The sequence below is a fragment of the Pandoraea apista genome (assembly GCF_001465595.2).
GTDB classification, from domain to species: Bacteria; Pseudomonadota; Gammaproteobacteria; order Burkholderiales; family Burkholderiaceae; genus Pandoraea; species Pandoraea apista.
Genome location: NZ_CP013481.2, coordinates 2,551,542 through 2,573,336, shown reverse-complemented (window position 1 = coordinate 2,573,336; position 21,795 = coordinate 2,551,542). Strand labels below are relative to the sequence as shown.

General features: G+C 62.2%; 19 protein-coding genes and 1 pseudogene. 10 read left to right on the top strand and 10 right to left on the bottom strand.

Translation table 11 applies throughout. From position 1 onward, the window contains the following. The first annotated feature begins 114 nt into the window (after positions 1–114). From gcl to glxR, 3 genes are all read left to right on the top strand, one after another. Positions 115–1,881: a glyoxylate carboligase gene (gene gcl / locus AT395_RS11980; protein WP_042115724.1), complete on the top strand. Its 1,767-nt coding sequence runs from the start codon at positions 115–117 to the stop codon at positions 1,879–1,881. Positions 1,882–2,044: 163 nt separating this feature from the next. Further along, entirely contained in the window at positions 2,045–2,836 is a 792-nt protein-coding gene (gene hyi, locus AT395_RS11975; RefSeq protein ID WP_048629324.1) for a hydroxypyruvate isomerase, read from the top strand. Between the two features lie 256 nt (positions 2,837–3,092). Then, positions 3,093–3,974, top strand: a complete 882-nt coding sequence (glxR, locus tag AT395_RS11970; RefSeq protein ID WP_042115722.1) for a 2-hydroxy-3-oxopropionate reductase — start codon at positions 3,093–3,095, stop codon at positions 3,972–3,974. A gap of 193 nt (positions 3,975–4,167) precedes the next feature. Here the strand turns inward: glxR and AT395_RS26225 are convergent, their stop codons facing one another. The 8 genes and pseudogenes from AT395_RS26225 to AT395_RS11940 all read right to left on the bottom strand — a co-directional run bounded on the left by AT395_RS26225 (position 4,168) and on the right by AT395_RS11940 (position 10,630). Continuing rightward, positions 4,168–4,290 (bottom strand): hypothetical protein, encoded by a 123-nt coding sequence (locus AT395_RS26225; protein WP_257787206.1) that lies wholly within the window; start codon positions 4,288–4,290, stop codon positions 4,168–4,170. Between the two features lie 98 nt (positions 4,291–4,388). Then, positions 4,389–5,429 carry an asparaginase gene (locus AT395_RS11965; RefSeq protein WP_042115721.1) on the bottom strand — a complete coding sequence of 347 codons (1,041 nt, stop codon included), beginning with the start codon at positions 5,427–5,429 and terminating at the stop codon, positions 4,389–4,391. Positions 5,430–5,598: 169 nt separating this feature from the next. Then, a complete protein-coding gene (locus AT395_RS11960; RefSeq protein ID WP_042115720.1) occupies positions 5,599–6,537 on the bottom strand; it encodes a CysB family HTH-type transcriptional regulator in 939 nt (312 codons plus the stop codon). 133 nt (positions 6,538–6,670) lie between these two features. After that, entirely contained in the window at positions 6,671–6,808 is a 138-nt protein-coding gene (locus tag AT395_RS26365; RefSeq protein ID WP_418303960.1) for a hypothetical protein, read from the bottom strand. Between the two features lie 203 nt (positions 6,809–7,011). Beyond that, positions 7,012–7,747, bottom strand: a pseudogene (locus AT395_RS11955) (sulfate/molybdate ABC transporter ATP-binding protein); the annotation flags it as partial. A gap of 27 nt (positions 7,748–7,774) precedes the next feature. Continuing rightward, positions 7,775–8,680, bottom strand: a complete 906-nt coding sequence (gene cysW, locus AT395_RS11950) for a sulfate ABC transporter permease subunit CysW (protein ID WP_042115718.1) — start codon at positions 8,678–8,680, stop codon at positions 7,775–7,777. 30 nt (positions 8,681–8,710) lie between these two features. Further along, positions 8,711–9,574 carry a sulfate ABC transporter permease subunit CysT gene (cysT, locus tag AT395_RS11945; protein WP_042115717.1) on the bottom strand — a complete coding sequence of 288 codons (864 nt, stop codon included), beginning with the start codon at positions 9,572–9,574 and terminating at the stop codon, positions 8,711–8,713. 24 nt (positions 9,575–9,598) lie between these two features. Further along, on the bottom strand, positions 9,599–10,630 hold the full coding sequence (locus AT395_RS11940) for a sulfate ABC transporter substrate-binding protein (RefSeq protein WP_048629322.1): 1,032 nt from the start codon (positions 10,628–10,630) through the stop codon (positions 9,599–9,601). A gap of 428 nt (positions 10,631–11,058) precedes the next feature. Here AT395_RS11940 and lexA point away from each other — a divergent pair, with 428 nt between their 5' ends. Continuing rightward, the gene (gene lexA / locus AT395_RS11935; protein ID WP_042115715.1) at positions 11,059–11,712 is read left to right on the top strand and encodes a transcriptional repressor LexA; all 654 of its coding nucleotides are present in this window, start codon (positions 11,059–11,061) and stop codon (positions 11,710–11,712) included. Between the two features lie 166 nt (positions 11,713–11,878). Beyond that, complete coding sequence (locus AT395_RS11930; protein ID WP_124988711.1) at positions 11,879–12,307, top strand: hypothetical protein; 429 nt, start codon at positions 11,879–11,881, stop codon at positions 12,305–12,307. Between the two features lie 49 nt (positions 12,308–12,356). Here AT395_RS11930 and AT395_RS11925 read toward each other — a convergent pair whose 3' ends face one another. Together AT395_RS11925 and typA are read right to left on the bottom strand one after the other, a co-directional pair. Then, entirely contained in the window at positions 12,357–13,469 is a 1,113-nt protein-coding gene (locus AT395_RS11925) for an enoyl-CoA hydratase/isomerase family protein (protein ID WP_048629320.1), read from the bottom strand. Positions 13,470–13,682: 213 nt separating this feature from the next. Beyond that, complete coding sequence (gene typA / locus AT395_RS11920; protein ID WP_042115712.1) at positions 13,683–15,506, bottom strand: translational GTPase TypA; 1,824 nt, start codon at positions 15,504–15,506, stop codon at positions 13,683–13,685. A gap of 286 nt (positions 15,507–15,792) precedes the next feature. Here typA and AT395_RS11915 point away from each other — a divergent pair, with 286 nt between their 5' ends. The 5 genes from AT395_RS11915 (at position 15,793) to AT395_RS11895 (ending at position 21,738) form a co-directional block, all read left to right on the top strand. Further along, the gene (locus AT395_RS11915) at positions 15,793–16,302 is read left to right on the top strand and encodes a MarR family winged helix-turn-helix transcriptional regulator (RefSeq protein ID WP_052765590.1); all 510 of its coding nucleotides are present in this window, start codon (positions 15,793–15,795) and stop codon (positions 16,300–16,302) included. A 121-nt stretch (positions 16,303–16,423) separates the two neighbouring features. Further along, a complete protein-coding gene (locus AT395_RS11910; protein WP_042115711.1) occupies positions 16,424–17,941 on the top strand; it encodes an efflux transporter outer membrane subunit in 1,518 nt (505 codons plus the stop codon). A gap of 73 nt (positions 17,942–18,014) precedes the next feature. After that, on the top strand, positions 18,015–19,250 hold the full coding sequence (locus tag AT395_RS11905; protein WP_042115710.1) for an HlyD/EmrA/EmrK family protein: 1,236 nt from the start codon (positions 18,015–18,017) through the stop codon (positions 19,248–19,250). A 37-nt stretch (positions 19,251–19,287) separates the two neighbouring features. Beyond that, complete coding sequence (locus AT395_RS11900; protein ID WP_042115709.1) at positions 19,288–20,838, top strand: DHA2 family efflux MFS transporter permease subunit; 1,551 nt, start codon at positions 19,288–19,290, stop codon at positions 20,836–20,838. Positions 20,839–21,243: 405 nt separating this feature from the next. Continuing rightward, entirely contained in the window at positions 21,244–21,738 is a 495-nt protein-coding gene (locus tag AT395_RS11895) for an acyl-CoA thioesterase (RefSeq protein WP_039371959.1), read from the top strand. Positions 21,739–21,795 lie beyond the last annotated feature (57 nt).

Genomic DNA, 21,795 nt, shown 5'->3' with positions numbered 1-21,795 from the left:
CCATTCAATACTTTTTGTTCTTAAAAAAACGATCTTTTGTGATCTTATCAAACAAATCGTACCGGCTTAAAGTCACCTCCAAGATCATTACTCATTACCCATTGGAGGAGTCACATGGCTAAGATGACCGCCGTAGAGGCCGCCGTCCGAGTGCTGGAGAAGGAAGGCATCACCACTGCATTCGGCGTGCCCGGCGCCGCCATCAACCCGTTCTATTCGGCACTGCGCAAGGCAGGCAGCGTCGAGCATGTGCTCGCTCGCCACGTTGAAGGCGCGTCGCATATGGCCGAGGGCTACACGCGCGCCGAAGCCGGCAACATCGGTGTGTGTATCGGTACATCGGGCCCGGCAGGCACCGACATGATCACCGGTCTGTACTCTGCCTGGGCCGATTCGATCCCCATTCTGTGCATCACGGGTCAGGCACCGCGTGCCCGTCTGTACAAGGAAGATTTCCAGGCCGTCGACATCGAGTCGATCGCCAAGCCGGTCACCAAGTGGGCCGTGACCGTGCGCGAGCCCGCGCTCGTGCCGCGCGTGTTCCAGCAGGCTTTCCATCTGATGCGCTCGGGCCGTCCGGGTCCGGTGCTCATCGACCTGCCGTTCGATGTGCAAGTCGCCGAGATCGACTTCGATCCGGAAACGTATGAACCGCTGCCGGTGTACAAGCCTGCGGCATCGCGTGCACAGATCGAAAAGGCGATTCAGATGCTGGTCGCCTCCGAGCGCCCGCTGATCGTCTCGGGTGGCGGTGTGATCAACGCCGACGCTGCCGACCTGCTCGTCGAATTCGCCGAGACGGTGAACGTGCCGGTCGTGCCCACGCTCATGGGCTGGGGCACCATTGCCGACGACCATCCGCTCATGGCCGGCATGGTCGGCCTGCAGACCTCGCACCGCTTCGGCAACGCCACGATGCTGGCCTCCGACTTCGTGATGGGTATCGGCAACCGCTGGGCCAACCGCCACACCGGTAGCGTCGAGGTCTTCACCAAGGGGCGCAAGTTCGTCCACGTCGACATCGAGCCGACGCAAATCGGTCGCGTATTCGGCCCGGACTACGGCATCGTCTCCGACGCCAAGGCCGCGCTCAAGCTGTTCGTGGAAGTCGCCAAGGAACTGAAGGCTGCCGGCCGTCTGCCGGATCGCTCGCAGTGGGTGGCCGACTGCCAGAAACGCAAGCGCACCATGCTGCGCCGTACGGACTTCGATCAGGTGCCGATCAAGCCGCAGCGCGTGTATCAGGAAATGAACGCGTTCTTCGGCCGCGACGTGCGCTACGTCTCGACCATCGGACTGTCGCAGATCGCGGCCGCCCAGTTCCTGCACGTGAACAAGCCGCGTCACTGGATCAACTGCGGTCAGGCCGGCCCGCTGGGCTGGACGGTGCCGGCCGCTATCGGCGCCAAAGTGGCCTCGCCCTCCTCGGACGTGGTGGCAATCTCGGGCGACTACGACTTCCAGTTCATGATCGAAGAACTGGCCGTGGCCGCACAGTTCAAGGTGCCCTACATCCACCTGGTCGTGAACAACTCGTACCTGGGTCTGATCCGTCAGGCGCAGCGCAACTTCGACATGGACTACTGCGTGCAGCTCGCGTTCGAGAACGTGAACTCGCCGGAATTGAACGGTTACGGCGTGGATCACGTGAAGGTCGCCGAAGGCCTCGGCGTGAAGGCCATCCGCGTGTTCCAGCCGAGCGACATCCAGCCCGCGTTTGCACAAGCCCGCAAGCTGATGGCCGAATTCTCCGTGCCGGTGATCGTGGAAGTGATTCTCGAGCGCGTGACCAACATCGCGATGGGTACCGAGATCAATAACGTCAACGAGTTCGAAGAAATCATCGACATCGTGGAAGAAGACAAAGCAGTGACGGCGTAAGACAGACCCCGTCGGAACTGCAACAGGATTGCGGGGCGCGTGCGTCCCCTCCGCTTTCGGCTAGACCCCGTGAACGGCCAAAGTGCGCGCCCCGCAACCCGGCAACACCCTTGCATCGAAATCGTCGAAACCACCCCCTGAAAAAAAGAGAGGAGTCAGCGCAATGCCGAAATTTGCCGCCAACCTGACCATGCTGTTCAACGAGGTGCCGTTCCTCGACCGCTTCAAGGCGGCCGCCGCAGCGGGCTTTCGCGGCGTGGAGTTTCTGTTCCCCTACGCGTTTCACCGCGACCAGATCGCCGACAAGCTGAACCAGTATCAGCTTGATCTCGTGCTGCACAACCTGCCCGCCGGCAATTGGGACGCCGGCGAGCGCGGCATTGCGATCTTCCCGGATCGTGTGACCGAATTCCGCGACGGCGTGGGCGAAGCCATCACCTACGCCAAGGCGCTGGGCGTGAAACAACTGAACTGCCTCGTGGGCAAGCAAGGCGCCGATCTGTCGACGGACGTCGCTCAGAAAACGCTGGTGGAAAACCTGCACTTTGCGGCCGATGCGCTCAAAGCCGAAGGGATTCGCCTGCTGGTCGAACCGATCAACACGTACGACATTCCCGGCTTCTTTGTGAATCGCACGAAGCAGGCGCTCGAGATTTTCGACGCGGTCGGCTCGGACAACCTGTTCCTGCAATACGACATCTATCACATGCAGCGCATGGAAGGCGAACTCGCCAAAACCATCGAGACGAATTTGGCGCGCATTGCTCACGTGCAGTTGGCCGACAACCCCGGCCGCAACGAGCCGGGCACGGGCGAGATCAACTACGCCTACCTGTTCGCGTTCCTCGATCGCATTGGCTACAACGGCTGGATCGGCTGCGAGTACAAACCCGCCACTACCACGACCGACGGCCTCGGCTGGTTCAAGGCAGCGGGCTTGCGCGAAGCGGCCTGACCGGTCACTCGCCCCCACTTCCCGCACGACGCCCCCCCCGGGCGGCGTGCAGACGATACGACGGCGTAGCGGCAAATCGCGACAGCAGCGACAGACGCAACACGCCGGCTGACCGGGTTTCGACGAGGAAGGGCCCCGCCGGCCGCATGCAGGGGGCATGCGGCCGGAGCACGGGGGATGCGCTTGCGCGCCACCGCCCTGCTCGTCCGGGCGTCAGCGAACCCCACATCAAACTTTGGCAACAAGGAGTCTCAAAATGGCACAACTCGGTTTCATTGGTCTGGGCATCATGGGCGCGCCGATGGCGAAGCATCTGCAAAACGCCGGTCACAAGCTGTTCCTGTACGAGCGCCGCACGCCCCCGCAAGACCTGATCGACGGTCAGGCCACCGTCTGCACATCGGCCAAGGAAGTCGCCAAGCGCGCCGACATCGTCTTCGTGATGGTGCCTGACACCCCGGACGTGGGCGCCGTGCTGTTCGGTCAGGACGGTCTGGCCGAAGGTCTCTCTGCCGGCAAAATCGTCGTCGACATGAGCTCCATCTCGCCGATCGAAACGAAGGAATACGCCAAGAAGATCAAGGCGCTGGGCGCCGAATACCTCGATGCCCCGGTCTCGGGCGGCGAGGTCGGTGCGAAGGCTGCCTCGCTGTCGATCATGGTCGGCGGGTCGCAAGCGGCGTTCGACGACGTGAAGCCGTTCTTCGAACTGATGGGCAAGAACATCACGCTCGTGGGTGAGAGCGGTGCTGGCCAGACCTGCAAGGTCGCCAACCAGATCGTGGTCGCGCTGACGATCGAAGCGGTGGGCGAAGCCCTGCTGTTCGCCTCGAAGGCGGGGGCCGATCCTGCCAAGGTGCGTGAGGCGCTGATGGGCGGCTTCGCTTCGTCGCGCATTCTCGAAGTGCATGGCGAGCGCATGGTCAAGCGCAACTTCGAGCCGGGCTTCCGCATCGCGCTGCACCAGAAGGATCTGAATCTGGCACTCCAGAGCGCCAAGGCCCTCGGCGTGTCGCTGCCGAACACGGCCACGTGCCAGGAACTGTTCAACGCGTGTGCCGCCAACGGTGGCGCCGCATGGGATCACTCGGGCATGGTGCGCGCGCTGGAAATGCTGTCCAACCATACCGTGGCGTAACTGACCTAGCGTATCGGCAGCGTCAGGCAATCAGGGAGATTCGACGAACGTTGGCGGGCGCCGGGCTGGAAAGTCCGCTGCCCGCCAGCCGACGTCACATCCGGACACACGGCCGGATCGCGCTGCGACGCTGAGACGCGACCGGCTTACAGGGTAGTTCGCGAGAAGACGAAGAAAACGGCTGTCAAAGCCGTCAGCAGGGAGAAGTGAGGTATCGCAGCAAATCGGCCGCAGTATTGACGGTATCGGCAGTACCGGCAGTACCGGCAGTACCGACCGCACTACCGATACTGGCCGCCAGGACGGAAGTGTCCATGGCACCTCGCCGAGCATCACGGCGCAAGTGGTTCGAATGAGCGGCTGGCGCCGTATTTTTTTGTCCCGGCCGAAGGCACGTTGCCGGCCGATCGCGGCTCAATACTCGACGAACAGGCTCTGCATGCGCTCGCGCGGCACGCCTGCCTGCAATGCCAGCATCAGCAGAACACGCGCCTTGTACGGGTGCAGATTGCCCGCGCTCACAAAGCCGTACTGATCGTCGGGGGCGGCGCCGTTGTGCATCACATGTCCGCTCCCCACGCGGGCGGCCCGCACGACCGTTACACCCCGCTGCACCGCCTCGGCCAACGCCTGTTGCAACAGCGAGTGCAGCGAGCCGTTGCCCGTGCCCGCGACCACGATGCCCTGCACGCCGGCTTCCACGAGCGCATCGACGGCAATCCGCGATACCCCCGCATAGCTCGACACCACCTCGACTGCCGGCAACTCGCCCGAGAGGCCGACGAACTCGCTCTCGACGGTGTGATATTGCAGCGCCGCACGTTGGAATGCCACGCGCTCGTCCTGTACCCAGCCAAGCACGCCGATTTCCGGCGAATGGAAGGCGTCGACCTTGTAGGTGCTCGTCTTGATGACGTCGCGCGCGCAGTGAATCTGGTTGTTAATGGCGACCATCACGCCCCGCCCCGCCGAAATCGGATCGGTCGCGACCCGCACAGCATTGAGCAGATTGAGCGGCCCGTCTGCCGAGAGTGCTGTTGCAGGACGCATCGCGGCTGTCAGCACCACCGGCTTGCGACTATTGACGGTCAGGTGCAGATAGTACGCAGTCTCTTCGAGCGTATCGGTACCGTGCGTAATCACCGCACCGGCCACATCCGGCTGCGAGAGCAAGGCGTTCACGCGTGCAGCGAGTTTCTGCCAAAGCGCCACGCTCATGTCCTTGCTATCGATCTGCGCGACTTGCTCCGCGTGGATGTGCGCGACGCTGCCCAGCGCCGGAACCGCCGCGAGCAGGTCCTGAACACCGAGCGCCCCGGCCTGATAGCCGGCGGTGCGTGTGGCATCGGCTGCGCTGCCCGCGATCGTGCCGCCTGTGGCGAGCAGCGCAATGCGCGGCAGATCGCCCGAGGACACGGTGTAATGAGGGATCGGGTTGAATGAGGTCAAAGTCATGTCAACGATTGTATCCAATACTGCCCGGCTTCCCAATCGCTGAAAATATCGATCCCGCCCGGTGGGCGGGATCGATGATCCGGAACACGACTGAGCGACACGGACCACCCGGACAACGCTTCGAAAACCTGTTCCGGTCAGCCTCGGGCTGTCGCGCTTTGGCCGCGCGTCAGGCGGCAAACTCCAGCGCTTCGCGCAGTTGCGTCGAGATTTCCTGCTCCTTGAGCGCCGGGGCAAGCATTTCAATGAAACGGTAGGCATACGAGCGCAGAAACGCGCCGCGACGCAAGCCGATCCGCGTAGTGCTCGGCTCAAACGCATTGTCGAGTTCCAGCACCGCCAGATCCTGATCCTTACGCGGGTCGACCGCCATCGCCGCCACGATGCCTACGCCTAGGCCAAGCTCTACGTACGTCTTGATCACGTCCGTATCCAACGCCGTCAGCACGATATCCGGCACCAGCCCCTGATCGGCAAAGGCCTTGTCCACATGCGAGCGCCCCGTGAAATCGCCGTCATAGGTAATGATCGGATATTCGGCAATGTCCGCAAGGGTCACACTCTCGCGCCCGACCAACGGGTGGTCCTTCGGCACGACGGCAACGTGATGCCAGGAATAGCACGGGAACGTGACGATATCGGGAAAGCGGTCAAGCGCCTCGGTCGTGATACCGATGTCGGCTTCGCCGTCGATGACCATCTGCGCGATCTGGCGCGGGCTGCCCTGACGCAGCGCCAAATGCACCTTCGGGTACACGCTCGTGAACTGCTTGATGACCTGCGGCAGCGCATAGCGCGCCTGCGTGTGGGTCGTGGCCACCACGAGATGACCGCTATCCTGATCCGCAAACTGGCGCGCCACCCGGCGCAGGTTCTCGGCGTCGAGCAGCATGCGCTCGATCAGTTGCAGCACTGCCTTGCCGGGTTCGGTCAGTCCCGTGAGACGCTTGCCGCGACGCACGAACACGTCGACGCCGAGTTCGTCTTCGAGATCCTTGATCTGCTTGCTCACGCCCGACTGCGACGTGTACAGCGCACTCGCCGCTTCCGTCAGGTTGAGGTTCTGCCGAACGGCTTCGCGCACGTAGCGCAATTGCTGGAAATTCATGATGTGACTCCGCCCTGTTGCTTTGTCTGTCCGCGACGTCTTGCGACGTCAATTACCTGTGCCAAATGGCGTTAGCTTGTTGTTGTGTCGTTCGGCGCCTTCGCCCGGTGCCGTCAATCGATGCGGCGTGCGCTCACGCCTGTGCGGAAAACACCCGCAACTGACGCGGCACCGCCCGCAACGTGGCCCCGGCGTCGGCACCCAGCGCTTGCCAGCCCGACCGCGTGAGTTCCGCCTCCCACACCGCGTCGCCGGGTGCCGCGAGTTCCACGCGCACGGTACCGCCCAGCGGAATCGCGCGGCGCACGGCCACATTGATCCCCGGGCCGCTATCGTGGGCCGGCAGCAGCGCGAGATCGTGCGGCCGCACATACGCAATTGCGCGGCCATCCTGCGGTATCGCCGGCAGATCGTCCTTGTGCACCGTAACGCGGTAAGCCCCCGCGTCTGCAATGAAGTCGTGCGTACGCAGTTCCCCCGAGAGCCGGTTCGCAGCACCGAGAAATTCGTAGACGAAAGCGCTTTCCGGCGTGTCGTAGACGTCCTGCGGCGCGCCGATCTGCTCAACCTTGCCGCGATTCATCAGCACGATACGGTCGGCCACTTCCAGCGCTTCTTCCTGATCGTGCGTGACGAAAATCGTGGTGATGTGGAGTTCGTCGTGCAGGCGTCGCAGCCAGCTACGCAACTCCTTGCGCACCTTGGCGTCAAGCGCGCCGAATGGTTCGTCGAGCAGCAACACCTTCGGCTCGACCGCCAGCGCGCGTGCCAGTGCAATACGCTGACGCTGGCCGCCCGACAGTTCCGCCGGGTAGTGATCTGCCAGCCAGTCGAGTTGCACTAGACCGAGCAATTCGTGCACCTTGGTGCGAATTTGCGCGTCCGAGAGGCGTTCGCGGCGCGACTTCACACGCAAGCCGAACGCCACGTTCTCGAACACCGTCATGTGACGGAACAACGCGTAATGCTGGAACACGAAGCCCACCTGACGCTCACGCGTGCCAACGGACGCCACGTCCTCGCCATTGAGCACGACGCGGCCGGCGTCTGCAAACTCCAGCCCGGCAACAATGCGCAGCAGCGTAGTCTTGCCGCAGCCGGACGGCCCGAGCAGCGCGACCAGTTCGCCCGTGGGGAATTCGAGACTGACATCGTCGAGCGCCGCGAAATCGCCGAAATGCTTCGAAACCTGCTGTACCTGAATACTCATTGTCTTGCTCCTCGATGCGATGTTCGCTCAGGCTGCCACGGCGTCTTCGCGACGCGCGGCTTTGTCCTGCGCCAGCTTGCGTTCGGCCCAGAGCTTCAGGGCCAGTGTGGCGAGTGCGAGCAACGCGAGAATCGACGCTGCCGCGAACGCGCCCACCGTGTGGTAGTCGTTATATTCAATTTCCACATGCAGCGGCAGCGTGTTCGTCTCGCCGCGAATGTGTCCGGAGACCACCGACACGGCACCGAACTCGCCCATGGCGCGCGCATTACACAGAATCACGCCGTACAACAGGCCCCATTTGATTTTTGGCAGCGTCACGCGCGTGAACACCTGCCAGCCGCTGGCGCCCAGCACACGTGCAGCCTCCTCTTCCTCGCTGCCCTGTGCCTGCATGAGCGGAATCAGTTCTCGCGCCACGAAGGGAAACGTGACGAACACGGTCGCCAGCACCAGCCCCGGCAGCGCGAACACGATCTTCAGGTTGTGCGCGTCGAGAAAGTCCCAGATCGGCCCCTGCCGGCCGAAGATCAGCAGGAACGTAAGACCGGCGATCACCGGCGAGACCGAAAACGGCAGATCGATGAGCGTGGTCAGCACGCTCTTGCCCTTGAAGTCGAAGCGCGCGATCGCCCACGACGCCGCCACGCCGAACACCAGATTCAGCGGCACGGCAATCACCGCGATCAGCACGGTGAGGCGAATGGCGGAGAGTGCGTCGTCGTTCGTCAGGCCATCCCAGTAAGCGGCGAAGCCCTTGCCCAGCGCGGTGACGAAGACCGACGCGAGCGGCAGCACCAGAAACAATGCGAAGAACAGCAGCGCGATACCGATGAGCACGGCCTTGACGAGCGCGGGCTCATCGGTCGGATCGGCCTTTCGGGCCTTGGCGGCTTGCGGCAAGGTGCGCGACAGTGCGAGTGAATCTGACATGGTCGAAACGTTCTCTTTCGTATTCCGGAATCACACGCCACTGGCGCGTCGGCCCGAATGACGGCGTTGCAGCCACCATTGCAGGGTGTTGATCAGCAGCAGCAACACGAACGAGATCAACAGCATGACGACGGCCAGTGCCGCAGCGCCCGCATAGTCGAACTGTTCGAGCTTGGTCACGATCAGCAACGACGTGATCTCCGAGACCATCGGAATGTTGCCGGCGATAAAGATGACCGAACCGTATTCGCCTACCGCGCGTGCGAAGGCCAGCGCAAAACCGGTCAGCAGCGCGGGCAGCACGGCAGGGAGAATGACGTGACGCAGCGTCTGCCAGCGCGTAGCGCCCAGGCACGCCGCGGCCTCCTCCTGTTCGCGCTCGAACTCTTCGAGCACCGGCTGGAGCGTGCGCACCACGAACGGCAACCCGATGAACGTCAGCGCCACGAAAATGCCCAACGGCGTGAACGCGATCTTGATGCCAAGCGGTTCGAACCAGCGTCCGACCCAGCCATTCGGTGCGTAGATCGCCGCGAGCACGATGCCCGCCACGGAGGTAGGCAACGCGAACGGCAAGTCGATCAGCGCGTCGACGAAACGCTTGCCCGGGAACGTGTAGCGCACCAGCACCCACGCCAGAATGAAACCGAAAACGGCATTGAGAATGGCGGCCGCGAGCGAGATGCCGAACGTGAGGCGGTACGACGCCAACACGCGCGGCGAACTCACTGCGGCAACGAAACTCGCCCAGTCGAGCGAGCTTGCCTTGATGAAGACCATCAGCAACGGCACCAGCACCACGAGGCTCAGGTAGGCGACGGTGTAGCCCATCGTCAGGCCGAAGCCCGGCAAGGCACTCGGCTTGCGCCAGAGGGGAAACAATGCGGTACTCATGCGATGGTCCCTTTCGTCGTGACGTTACTTCTTGGTGTAGATCTGGTCGAAGATGCCGCCGTCGGCGAAATGCTTGGCCTGCGTCTTGGTCCAGCCGCCCAGATCGGCGTCAACGGTGTAGAGCTTGAGCTTCGGATATTGCGACTCGTACTTCTTCGCGATTTCCGGCGAGCGCGGACGATAGAAGTGCTTCGCGGCGATTTCCTGGCCTTGCGGCGAATACAGCCATTGCAGATAGGCCTCGGCAGCCTTGCGGGTACCGTGCTTGTCGACATTCTTGTCGACTACGGCCACCGGCGGCTCCGTCAGAATCGAAGACGACGGCACCACAATGTCGAACTTGTCCGGACCGAGATCCTTTACCGAGAGCAGCGCTTCGTTTTCCCAGGCGATCAGCACGTCGCCGATGCCGCGCTCCACGAAAGTCGTGGTCGCGCCGCGCGCGCCCGAATCGAGCACGCCCACGTTCTTATAGAGTGCCTTGACGAAATCCTGCGCCTTTTGCTCGTTGCCACCCGGTTGCTTAAGGGCGTAGAGCCACGCGGCAAGGTAATTCCAGCGGGCGCCGGCCGACGTCTTCGGGTTCGGCGTCACCACGCTGATACCCGGCTTGACGAGGTCGCCCCAGTCCTTGATGCCCTTCGGGTTGCCCTTGCGCACCAGCAGCACGATCGTGGAGGTGTACGGGGTGGCGTTATCCGGCAGGCGTTTCTGCCAGTCCTTGTTCACGAGACCGGCTTGCGCCAGTTCGTCGATGTCGGCAGAGATACCGAGCGTGACAACGTCGGCGGGCGCACCGTCGAGCACGGTGCGGGCTTGCTTGCCCGAGCCACCGTGCGAAGCCTTCACCGTCACCGTGTCGCCGCTGGTCTGCTTGTAGTGGGCTTCGAACGCCTTGTTGTAGTCCGCATATAGCTCACGCGTCGGGTCATACGACACGTTGAGCAGCGACAGGCTCGCAGCCTGCGCCTGAATCGTCATGCCAGCGGCCAGCGCCAGGCCGCCCAGTGCGACCGCCAGCTTTTTAGCTTTCCATCCCCGTGCTGCTTTGCTCATGACTTGCGCTCCTTGTTTGCTTCTCGTGTGTAGGAGGCCAGTCTATGAGGGCGGCTAAATAATTAAAAATAATATTTTTTCTTTTGTTTATGCCGGAATAAGGATTAGAGAAATCGTGCTGAACCGTGAATTCCGACCGGTCAAACGCCCGCCGAGCCATTGCCGGCGGCCTCTGACGGCCATTGCGGCTCATTGCCGCCCTCTAGCCCCCTTCTCTTGCCGATGACCGTGAGAAAGACCGGTGTGCAACCCCGGTTCGGCCGTTCGTAACGGGAAACATTTTGGAATCGCATTTATTGCGCGCGCAGCACGAGACCAAAAGCATGCGGGGCGCAGCAAGAACTTCATGCACAACTTGAAGTTTTCCCTTGCCTTTTTGCAAACACTGTACAAAAATACAGCCACCTGTGCTTCCATACAGTGATGCCATGATCAAACTTACCGCCCGACAACAGCAGGTCTACGAACTGGTCCGACAAGCGATCGAGCGCACCGGCTTTCCGCCGACACGCGCTGAAATCGCCGCCGAACTGGGCTTCTCTTCTGCCAATGCCGCGGAGGAACACCTGCGGGCGCTAGCGCGCAAAGGGGTGATCGAACTGGCTGCAGGGCAGTCGCGAGGCATCCGTCTCAAGCGTCTGGACGAAGCCGGTGGAGCGCACCAGTTCACGCTGCCGCACATGGGCCTGATGCAGTTGTCTCTGCCTCTCGTCGGCCGCGTGGCTGCCGGCAGCCCGATCCTTGCGCAGGAACATATTGAACGCAACTTCCAGTGCGACCCGAACATGTTCGCGCGCCAACCCGACTACCTGCTGAAGGTACGCGGAATGTCGATGCGCGACGCAGGCATTCTCGACGGCGATTTGCTGGCGGTACAGAAGGCCGCCGATGCCCGCGAAGGTCAGATCGTCGTGGCGCGTCTTGGCGACGACGTGACCGTTAAACGGTTTCACCGTGTGCCGGGCGGTGTAGAACTGATTGCCGAGAATCCTGACTTTGAGAACATCAACGTCAATGAAGGTAGCGGCGACTTTGCGCTGGAAGGAATTGCGGTCGGTCTGATCCGCAACAACGACCTCTAAGCGCGAATGCGGGGACTGCGCGCTGTAGCGCAGCACCCCACTCCCTGAAGCATTGTTTCTCCGACTGCGCCGGGCTGGGTCCGGCGCCCGTGCCCTGCTGCGCCCGCGATTTGCGAAACCTGCGGCAGGACACGCCTCTCAGACCCACATGAACAAGGATCGCATCATGGCTCGACTCTTTGGTTTGCTGCGTACGTCTTTCGGTCAATCGCAAGTGCGTGTGTCGTCACAGGCTCTGATGTCGGCCGTGTATGGACTCTCAGCCCTGTCCGGCCCGTTTGCATCGGCTCCCGTCGTCGCCCGCTCCTATACCGTGCCCGCACGCTCGCGCACCGCAGCCCTGCCCCGTGCGCTCACGGCCGCCGTCGCATCTGCAACGCGTCGCACGTGTCCGTCCGGGAAAGCCATCAAGGCATCGCGTAACGTGCGCGAACTTGCGCGTCGCGACATGCGGGAGCCTGAAGCAGGTCGCGCGGGTCACGACGTGCGCGTATATCGCGATGTGTCGCACATCGTAATGGTCGGCAGCATTGCCGATATCTGCCGCAAACTGGATCAGGCCGTCGGCGAGCAATTCTGTCTGGCAGCGGTATAAATCTTCAGGCGCCCCGGTGCCGCCTTTCGCAACGGCTGCTACCGGGAACCTACCGACCCAGTTCGCGCAGCGGATTGTCCGCGCCCGCACGCTCGCCGTCGAAGAAGCGCGCCACATCGGCAGGTTTTACCGATTCGATGTCGGCATGTTGCCAGCGCGGCGCGTGATCCTTGTCAACAACCAATGCGCGAATGCCCTCGACACTCTCTGCGCCCGTGCGGCCATCGAGATTGAAAACGCTGCGCATCATTAACCACTCTTCACGCAGTTCGTCAGCCAACGAAAGTTGACGTGCACGCCGCACCTGCTCCAAGGTGACGCACACCATCAGCGGCGAGCGCTTGCTGCGCAGCAGATGCTCCGTCTCTTCGGCCCAGCCCGAGTACTCGCAGCGTGCTTCACGCTGGAGCGCCTTCAGAATCGCGGGCATGTCCGACAGACCGAAGTGACTGTCGATCACATCGCGCAGCGGGGCGAGCTTGCCTGACGCCAGACCGGCAGGCGGCAGACTTTCCCTGGCAAATTCACGCGCCGCGTTAAGCACCGCGTCGCTGTCCTGCCAGTCGCCATTGGCCAGCAATTCACACAGCGCGGGCAACGACGCACGCGGAACAACGACGTCGGCCAGACCGATTTCGCACGCGTCGACCGCGCCGAACACGATGCCTGTGGTGCCGAGATACTCACCGAGATGCCCTGCGAGATTCGCAAGGAAGTATCCACCGCCAACGTCGGGGAACAAACCGATTGCCGTCTCCGGCATGGCCATGCGCGTTGCTTCGGTAACGATGCGCAATGCGGCGCCTTGCGAGATTCCCATGCCGCCGCCCATCACCACGCCATCCATCAGCGCAATGTAAGGCTTCGGATACGTAGCGATCGTGTAGTTCAGCGTGTACTCGTCAGTGAAGAAATCCATGATGTCGGTGCGCCCCACGCGCACGGCCTCATGGAAATAGCGAATGTCACCCCCCGCACACAAGCCCTTCTCGCCTTCGCCTTGCAATACAACGCCCAACACCTTGGGATCGCTGCGCCAGGCGTCGAGTGCCGACGCCATCGCGCGAATCATGTCGTGCGAGAGCGCATTGAGCGCCTTTGGGCGTGTCAGGGTAATGAAGCCGATGCGGCCGCGGATTTCGCTTCGAACAAATTCGGTCATATCTGGCGAGTGCTTCAGAAATGTCAACGGAACGGACGCGCGCGCAACGCGGTCCTCTCGGGGGCTATCGACAGCATGCAGGCACGCGGGCGCCGCATGTCATACACCACAGCGAAAACAAAAAAGCCGGTGCGAAAGGCACCGGCTCTTTTCCAACAGATTAGCGTGCGTCACGCAGCAGTTGCCCGCTACGCCGCGACACCATCGCCGGCTTTACTTCTGTTCACGCGATGCACGCTTGCGCTCGTGTTCCACGAGGTAGCGCTTGCGCAGACGAATCGTTTGCGGCGTGACTTCAACCAGTTCGTCGTCGTCGATGAACTCGACCGCGTATTCGAGGCTCATGGCGATCGGCGGCACCAGACGCACGGCTTCGTCGGTACCCGACGCACGCACGTTCGTGAGCTGCTTGCCCTTGATCGGGTTGACCACGAGGTCGTTATCACGGCTGTGGATACCGATGATCATGCCTTCGTACAGCGCGTCGCCCGGCGATACGAACATGCGGCCGCGATCCTGCAGCTTCCACAGTGCGTAGGCCACGGCAGCGCCGTCGTCTTGCGAGATCAGCACGCCATTGCGGCGCTCGCCCAACGTACCATCCTTGAGCGGAGCGTAAGCGTCGAAAATGTGGCTCATCAAGCCCGTGCCACGGGTCATCGACAGGAATTCCCCCTGGAAGCCGATCAGCCCGCGAGCCGGAATGCGGTATTCGAGGCGCGTACGGCCGCGGCCGTCCGACACCATGTCCAGCATTTCGCCCTTGCGGCGGCCAATCTCTTCCATGACCGCGCCCTGGTGTTCGTCTTCCAGGTCGATGGTCAGCATTTCGTACGGCTCGTGCTTCACGCCGTCGATTTCCTTGAGCACCACGCGCGGACGCGAAACGGCCAGTTCGTAGCCCTCACGACGCATGTTCTCGATGAGAATCGTCAGGTGCAGTTCGCCACGGCCCGACACTTCGAAGACGGAGTCTTCATCCGTGTCTTTCACGCGCAGCGCCACGTTGTGATTCAGTTCCTTGTGCAGACGATCGCGGATCTGACGGCTCGTCACGAACTTGCCTTCACGGCCTGCCAGCGGCGACGTGTTCACGCAGAAGTTCATGGTCAGGGTCGGCTCGTCCACCGTCAGCAACGGCAGGGCTTCCGGCGTGTCGACGTCGCAAATCGTTGCGCCGATACCCACATCTTCAATCCCGTTGATCAGCACGATGTCGCCCGCTTCCGCACCTTCCGGCGACATCACGCGCTCCAGACCACGGAACGTCAGCACCTGGTTGATCTTGCGCTTGAGGACTTCGCCATCCGGACCGAAGCGCATCACCACTTGCTGGCCCGGCTTGATGCGGCCACGCGTAATACGGCCGACACCGATACGGCCAACGAACGTCGAGTAATCGAGCGAGCTGATCTGCAATTGCAGCGGCGCGTCCGGATCGGCTTTGCGAACCGGAACGTGCTCGAGAATCGCGTCGAACAGCGGCTTCATCGTGCCTTCGCGCACTTCCGAATCGAGGCTGGCAAAACCATTCAGCGCCGATGCGTAGACGATCGGGAAGTCGAGCTGCTCATCGGTCGCGCCGAGCTTGTCCATCAGATCGAACGTCTGGTTGATCACCCAGTCCGGACGTGCGCCCGGACGGTCGATCTTGTTGACCACGACGATCGGCTTCAGACCCAGGCCGAGGGCCTTGCGGGTCACGAAACGCGTTTGCGGCATCGGGCCTTCGACGGCGTCGACCAGCAACAACACGCTGTCAACCATCGAAAGCACGCGCTCCACTTCACCGCCGAAGTCCGCGTGTCCCGGCGTATCGACGATGTTGATGTGCGTGCCTTCGTATTCGACGGCGCAGTTTTTGGCGAGGATCGTGATGCCGCGCTCTTTTTCAATGTCGTTCGAGTCCATCACGCGTTCAGCAACTTGCTGGTTTTCGCGGAAAGTGCCCGACTGGCGCAGCAATTGGTCGACGAGCGTGGTTTTGCCGTGGTCGACGTGCGCGATGATGGCGATATTACGGAGAGCGCGGGTCATGAAAGAGGTGCTCGAAAAAGCCTTTGGAGAATCAGCGATTCTACCACTTGCGCGTGTCTCACGTCATGGCATTTCTGCAATGCAACAACGGCGTGACGCTCTGCCCCCTCTTCGTCACGAAATCCTCGCCGCCCCGCCTCGTCCATTCTCTTACCGTCACGCACCAATTTAGAGCAATCGATCTAATTTTTATTGAAATATTTGCCTAGTCAACTATTGCATGACCTTGAAATTTATTAAGCGGCCGCTATAATCGTGACTAGTCAACCATTGCAGCAACACGAAAATGAGCGAACCGCCCGTCACCCTCTCCGCTACGACGCCCACGTCGCAGCCGGATGCCCCTCAGAGCGATCCTCCCCGCAACGCGTACGACATCGACGACTCCCTCGGGTATCTCGTTGCCCGGGTGCGTCAGCTGATCATGGCCGAGTTGACGAAGGAAACGTCGCAGTACGGTCTGACGAGTACACAGGCAACCATGCTCTATAAGGTAGCGACAGGCAAAAGCAAGACTGCGGCCGATCTGGCGCGTGATTACTGCATTGACGCGAGCGCGGTTACCCGCCTGCTCGATCGGCTCGAGGCGCATGGGTTGCTCGTACGTGAGCGCAGCAAGATGGACCGCCGCACGGTGAACCTGAGCGCGACAGAAGCCGGATATGCAATGGCCGACCGAATGCCCGACATTTTTCTGCGTGCCGCCGACCACCTGATGCGTGGTTTCACCGTGGAAGAAGTGGGCTTTCTGAAGAGCCTGTTACGGCGAGTGATCGCCAACGGCGAATCGGGGTGACGGCGAAATCCGTTCCGATTTGCCTCCAGAAAAAGCATGACGAGTCCACTATTTCACGCCCTCGTCAGTGCCCGATTCCCGATTATTGTCAGTACAAGACTTCACTCGTAAAGGTTTTGCGATGAAAGCGGCCTCACCGTTCCTCCCGCATCTGCGGGCCCGCTCAGCGATTTCCGCCCTCTGTCTGGCGGCTGTGACGCTGGGCTTTGCCGGTTGTGCGAACTTCGCCGGCATCCACAGCGACAAGCAGATCAGCACGCCCGATCAGTACCAGACCCAGCGCAGCCTGCCCTCTGAGGGCGGCCAATGGCCTGGCACCGACTGGGCGCAGCGTTTTGGCGATCCGCAACTCGTCTCTCTCATTGACGAAGCCCTCGCCGGCAATCCCGATCTGGCCATGGCCGCCGCCCGGTTGAAGGCAGCGCAGGCGCAGACCGAAGGCGCTGCCGCAGCATTGCTGCCGTCGGTGGGTTTCTCGGGCGACATCTACCGCGAGAAATTCACGGAAAACACCATCTACCCGCCGGGCTACGGCGGTACGTGGTTCACGCAGGGCGATCTGACGGCCTCGTTGTCCTGGGAACTCGACCTGTGGGGCAAGAACCGCTCGGCACGCGCTCAAGCCACGTCGGCCGAACGCGCCGAGGAGGCGGAAGATCAGGAAGTACGGCTTGCACTGGCCACGGCCGTTGCGCGCTCGTACAACCAGCTCGCTCAGCAATATGCGCTGCACGACGTGCTCGATCGCGTCAGCAAACAGCGTCAGAACCTCAGCAAGCTCACTGCGGACCGCGTGCGCGCCGGTCTCGACACGCAAGTCGAGCAGAAGCAGGCCGACAGCAACACCGCCGACATTCAAACGCAAATCGCGCAACTCGACGGGCAGATCCTGCTTACACGCCATCAACTCGGCGTGCTGCTCGGCAAGGGGCCGGATCGCGGTCTGCAAATTGCGCCGCCGAAACTGGCTCAGTTGCCCACTCCCGCCCTGCCCGACAACCTGCCGCTCGCTCTGCTCGGCCGTCGCCCCGATATCGTCTCGGCACGCTGGGGCGTGGAAGCGCAGCTCAAGGGCGTGGATGTCGCGAAGGCCCGCTTCTATCCGGACGTGAACCTGAACGCCGCATTCGGCTTCTCCACCTTCGGGCTGGGCAAGCTGATCGATCCGACCAGCCAGACCATTCAGGCGGGCCCGGTGATTTCGTTGCCGATCTTCGACGGCGGCCGACTGCGCGCCAACCTCAAGGGCCAATACGCCGCGTATGAAAGCGCCGTGGCGAACTACGACTCGACCCTCAACAAGGCGCTCGGCGACATTGCCGATCGGATGTCGTCGATCCGCTCGGCCGACAAGCAGATGGTGTCGCAGCGTGTGGCACAAGACGCCGCACAGCGCGCGTACGACCTGGCCGTCGACCGCTACAAGGCTGGCCTTACGCCGCAGTTGACCGTGCTCACCGCCGAATCGTCGCTGCTCGCGCAGGAACAGGCTCGCGTGAATATCGACAGCGCACGACGCGACCAGCAGATCGGTCTGATCAAGGCACTGGGCGGTGGGTTCGATGCGCAGGCAGCAGGCCTCGTCGTGGGTCAGGAACGCCCGGCAAATGCCGAAGGCAATGCCGCACAGACGCACTGACCGGCAGCCACACGTCACACAAGACAGACAACACAACGTCAAAGCATATTGAGAGATTAGTACGGAGCGAATGATGAGCGAGAACCAACAACAAGCGCCTGCCCAGCCGGCCCAAGGCAATGGCAAACGCCGCCGCATGATGCTGACGCTGACGGCCGTGATTGCCATTGCGGCGATCGGCTACGGCGCCTACTACGCGCTTTACGCGCGTTACTACGAAGACACGGACGACGCATACGTGGCGGGCAACGTGGTGCAGATCACACCGCAGGTGGCGGGCACTGTCACCGGCGTGAAGGTCGACGACACGCAGATGGTGAAAGCGGGCCAGCCGCTGGTCACGCTGGACCAGACCGATGCCCGCGTGGCGTTGCTCAAGTCGGAAGCGAATCTGGCGCAGACCGTGCGTCAGGTGCGCACCTATTTCGTGAACAACGACGCCTATGCCGCCACCGTGGCCATGCGCGAATCGGAACTGGCCAAGGCACAGGCCGACGTGAAGCGTCGCGAAATGGCGATTGCGACGGGCGCCGTATCGCGTGAAGAACTGGCCCACGCCCAGGACGCCGTGAAGTCCGCACAGGCCGCTCTCGAACAGGCGCGTGCGCAGTTGGTGTCGAACAAGGCGCTCACCGACAAGACCTCGGTGACCACGCATCCGAACGTGCAGCAGGCCGCCGCCCAGGTGCGTGCCGCATACCTGGACTACGCCCGCACGTCGATCCCGGCCCCGGTCGATGGTTACGTGGCCAAGCGCTCGGTACAGGTCGGCCAACGTGTGGCGACGGGCGCCCCGCTCATGGCGCTGGTGCCGCTCAACGAAGTCTGGGTCGACGCCAACTTCAAGGAAGTGCAGATCGCGCATATGCGTGTGGGCCAGCCGGTGACGCTCACGGCCGACGTGTACGGGTCGTCCGTCGAGTACAAGGGCACGGTCGCGGGCTTCTCCGCAGGCACGGGCAGCGCTTTCTCGTTGCTGCCGGCGCAGAACGCCACGGGTAACTGGATCAAGGTCGTGCAACGTCTGCCGGTGCGTATCGCGCTGGACGCAAAGCAGTTGCAAGAGCACCCGCTGCGTGTCGGTCTGTCGATGCAAGTCAAGGTCAACGTACGCAATACGGATGGCAAGGAGCTGGGTGAAGCGCCGGCGCTGCCGGTGTACTCGACCGACGTGTACGACAAGGTCGGTCACGACGCCGACGACATCGTCGCCAAGATCATTACCGAAAACGCGGGTGCTGCGGCTGCCTCTGGCAACGGTGGCGCCAGCGACACGCGCAACCAACCGGCTCGCGCACGTCCCCTGTAAAGCGGAGGGGGGTGCCCCCCACCCCCTTTGACATCTCATGGCAACTCAAAACGCTCCTGGCCCCCTGTCGGGGGGCCAGTTGGTACTCGGCACCATCGCGTTGTCGCTCGCCACGTTCATGAACGTGCTCGACACATCGATTGCCAACGTATCGATTCCCGCCATCTCCGGCGACCTTGGTGTCTCGTCGAGCCAGGGCACATGGGTGATTACGTCGTTTGCCGTCGCCAACGCCATTTCGGTGCCGCTCACGGGCTGGCTCACCGAGCGCTTCGGCGCGGTACGGCTGTTCATCACGTCGATTCTGCTGTTCGTGCTGGCCTCGTGGCTGTGCGGCATGGCGCCGACGCTCGAGATTCTGCTCGCCGCCCGCGTGTTGCAAGGCGCCGTGGCCGGGCCGATGATCCCGCTCTCGCAATCGCTGCTGCTCTCGAGCTATCCACCCGCGAAGAGTTCGATGGCCCTCGCGCTATGGGGCATGACAACGCTCGTTGCGCCGGTGATGGGCCCGATTCTCGGCGGCTGGATCTCGGATAACTACCATTGGCCGTGGATCTTCTACATCAACATTCCGGTCGGCATTGCGGCCGCCTACGTCACGTGGCTGATCTACGCAAAGCGCGAGACACCGACACAACGCAAACCGATCGATACCATTGGGCTGGCCTTGCTCGTGCTGTGGGTCGGCTCGCTACAGGTGATGCTCGATAAGGGCAAGGAACTCGACTGGTTCAATTCGACCACCATTGTCGTGCTGGCGCTCGTGGCCCTGGTGTCGTTCTGCTTCTTCGTCATCTGGGAGATCACCGAGAAGCATCCGGTGGTCGACCTGACGCTGTTCAAGCGGGTCAACTTCACCGGCGGCGTGGTCGCCATTTCGGTGGGCTACGGCCTGTTCTTCGGGAATCTGGTGATCTTGCCTCAGTGGTTGCAGATCTACCTCGGTTACACGGCCACGGAGGCGGGTCTGGTGATGGCGCCGGTGGGGCTGTTCGCCATCATTCTCTCGCCGATCATCGGCAAGACGCTGCCAAAACTCGACGCCCGCTGGGTCGTAACGGTCTCGTTCCTGCTGTTCGCGCTGGTGTTCGTGATGCGCTCGCACTTCAACACACTGGTCGATACGCGCACACTGATGATTCCGACGTTCCTGCAAGGCGTGCCGATGTCGATGTTCTTCATCCCGCTCACGGCCATCATTCTGTCGGGGTTGCCGGCACATCGCATTCCGGCCGCAGCAGGTCTGTCGAACTTCGTGCGGATCACGTGCGGCGCGGTGGGCACATCGATCGCGACCACCATGTGGGACAACCGGATCACGCTGCACCATGCGCAGTTGACGGAGCATCTGACGCCGTACGATTCGACGTTCAACGCCTCGGTACAGACCCTCAACCAACTGGGCATGACGACGCCGCAGGCCAACGGTTACATCGACCGTCTGGTCACGCAGCAGTCGGCCATGCTCGGCGCCAATGACATCTTCTGGATCTCGGCGCTGCTCTTCGTGCTGATGATCGCGATGGTGTGGATTACTCGCCCGATGAAGGGCGGCGGTGGCGGCGACGCTGCGGCCGGCGCTCACTGAAACCAAGTCTTCCCCCCGAGTGCCCGGCCCTGCTCTGTACTACCGGGCACTTCTTGAACCCCGCTGATGTTGGCGGGGTTTTTTTATTGCGGAAGGGGTCGCCAGTCTTCGCACGTCACCCGAGGAGATAACGCTGTGCAAGGCCAATGTCGAAGCCGTATTGTTCGATGTCTTCCCGCACGGGCCGCGGCAACCGAAAATGGTCGTTTCCTGCGTTGACGTGTTGACGTGTTGACGTGTTGACGTGTTGACGTGTTGACGTGTTGACGATGGAGGCCCGACGTGCGGCGAGGCGGGCTCCGGCGGAAATTGCCCAATCGCAGTATCATTGCGCATCCCCCGACCCGCAGCCAGAAGGCCCTGTGGCGGCCGGGAAAGAACCATCAGCCCGCAAAAACAAACATCATGAATACCCCGCAGAATCAGAGCGAACGCTCCGAAGTCACTTTCCGCTTTCTGGCCGAGCCGGCCGCCGTCAATTTCGGTGGCAAGGTGCACGGGGGGTCACTCATGAAGTGGATCGACGAAGTGGCGTACGCTTGCGCAGCGACGTGGTCGGGCCGCTATTGCGTGACGGTCAGCGTTGGCAACATCCGCTTCCGCCGTCCGATTCTGGTGGGTAATCTCGTAGAACTGCGCGCACGAATCGTGGCGACGGGGCGCACCAGCATGCACATTCATGTATCGGTACACGCGGGCGATCCGAAGTGGGGCGAACTGCGTCAAACGACCGACTGCCTGATGGTGTTCGTCGCCGTGGACGAAAGCAATCACCCGGTCAGCGTGCCGTCGTTCGAACCCAAGACGGAAGAGCAAAAGGCGTTGGCGAAATACGCGATGGACGTCAAGGCAGCGCTGGACGCCATCGTCGAACTCAAACCCGAGAACGTCGCCAACTGACGGCGTCGATCCGGGGATTGCAGAGGGGGGACGGCAAGGCCGCAGTCAGGCACGTCC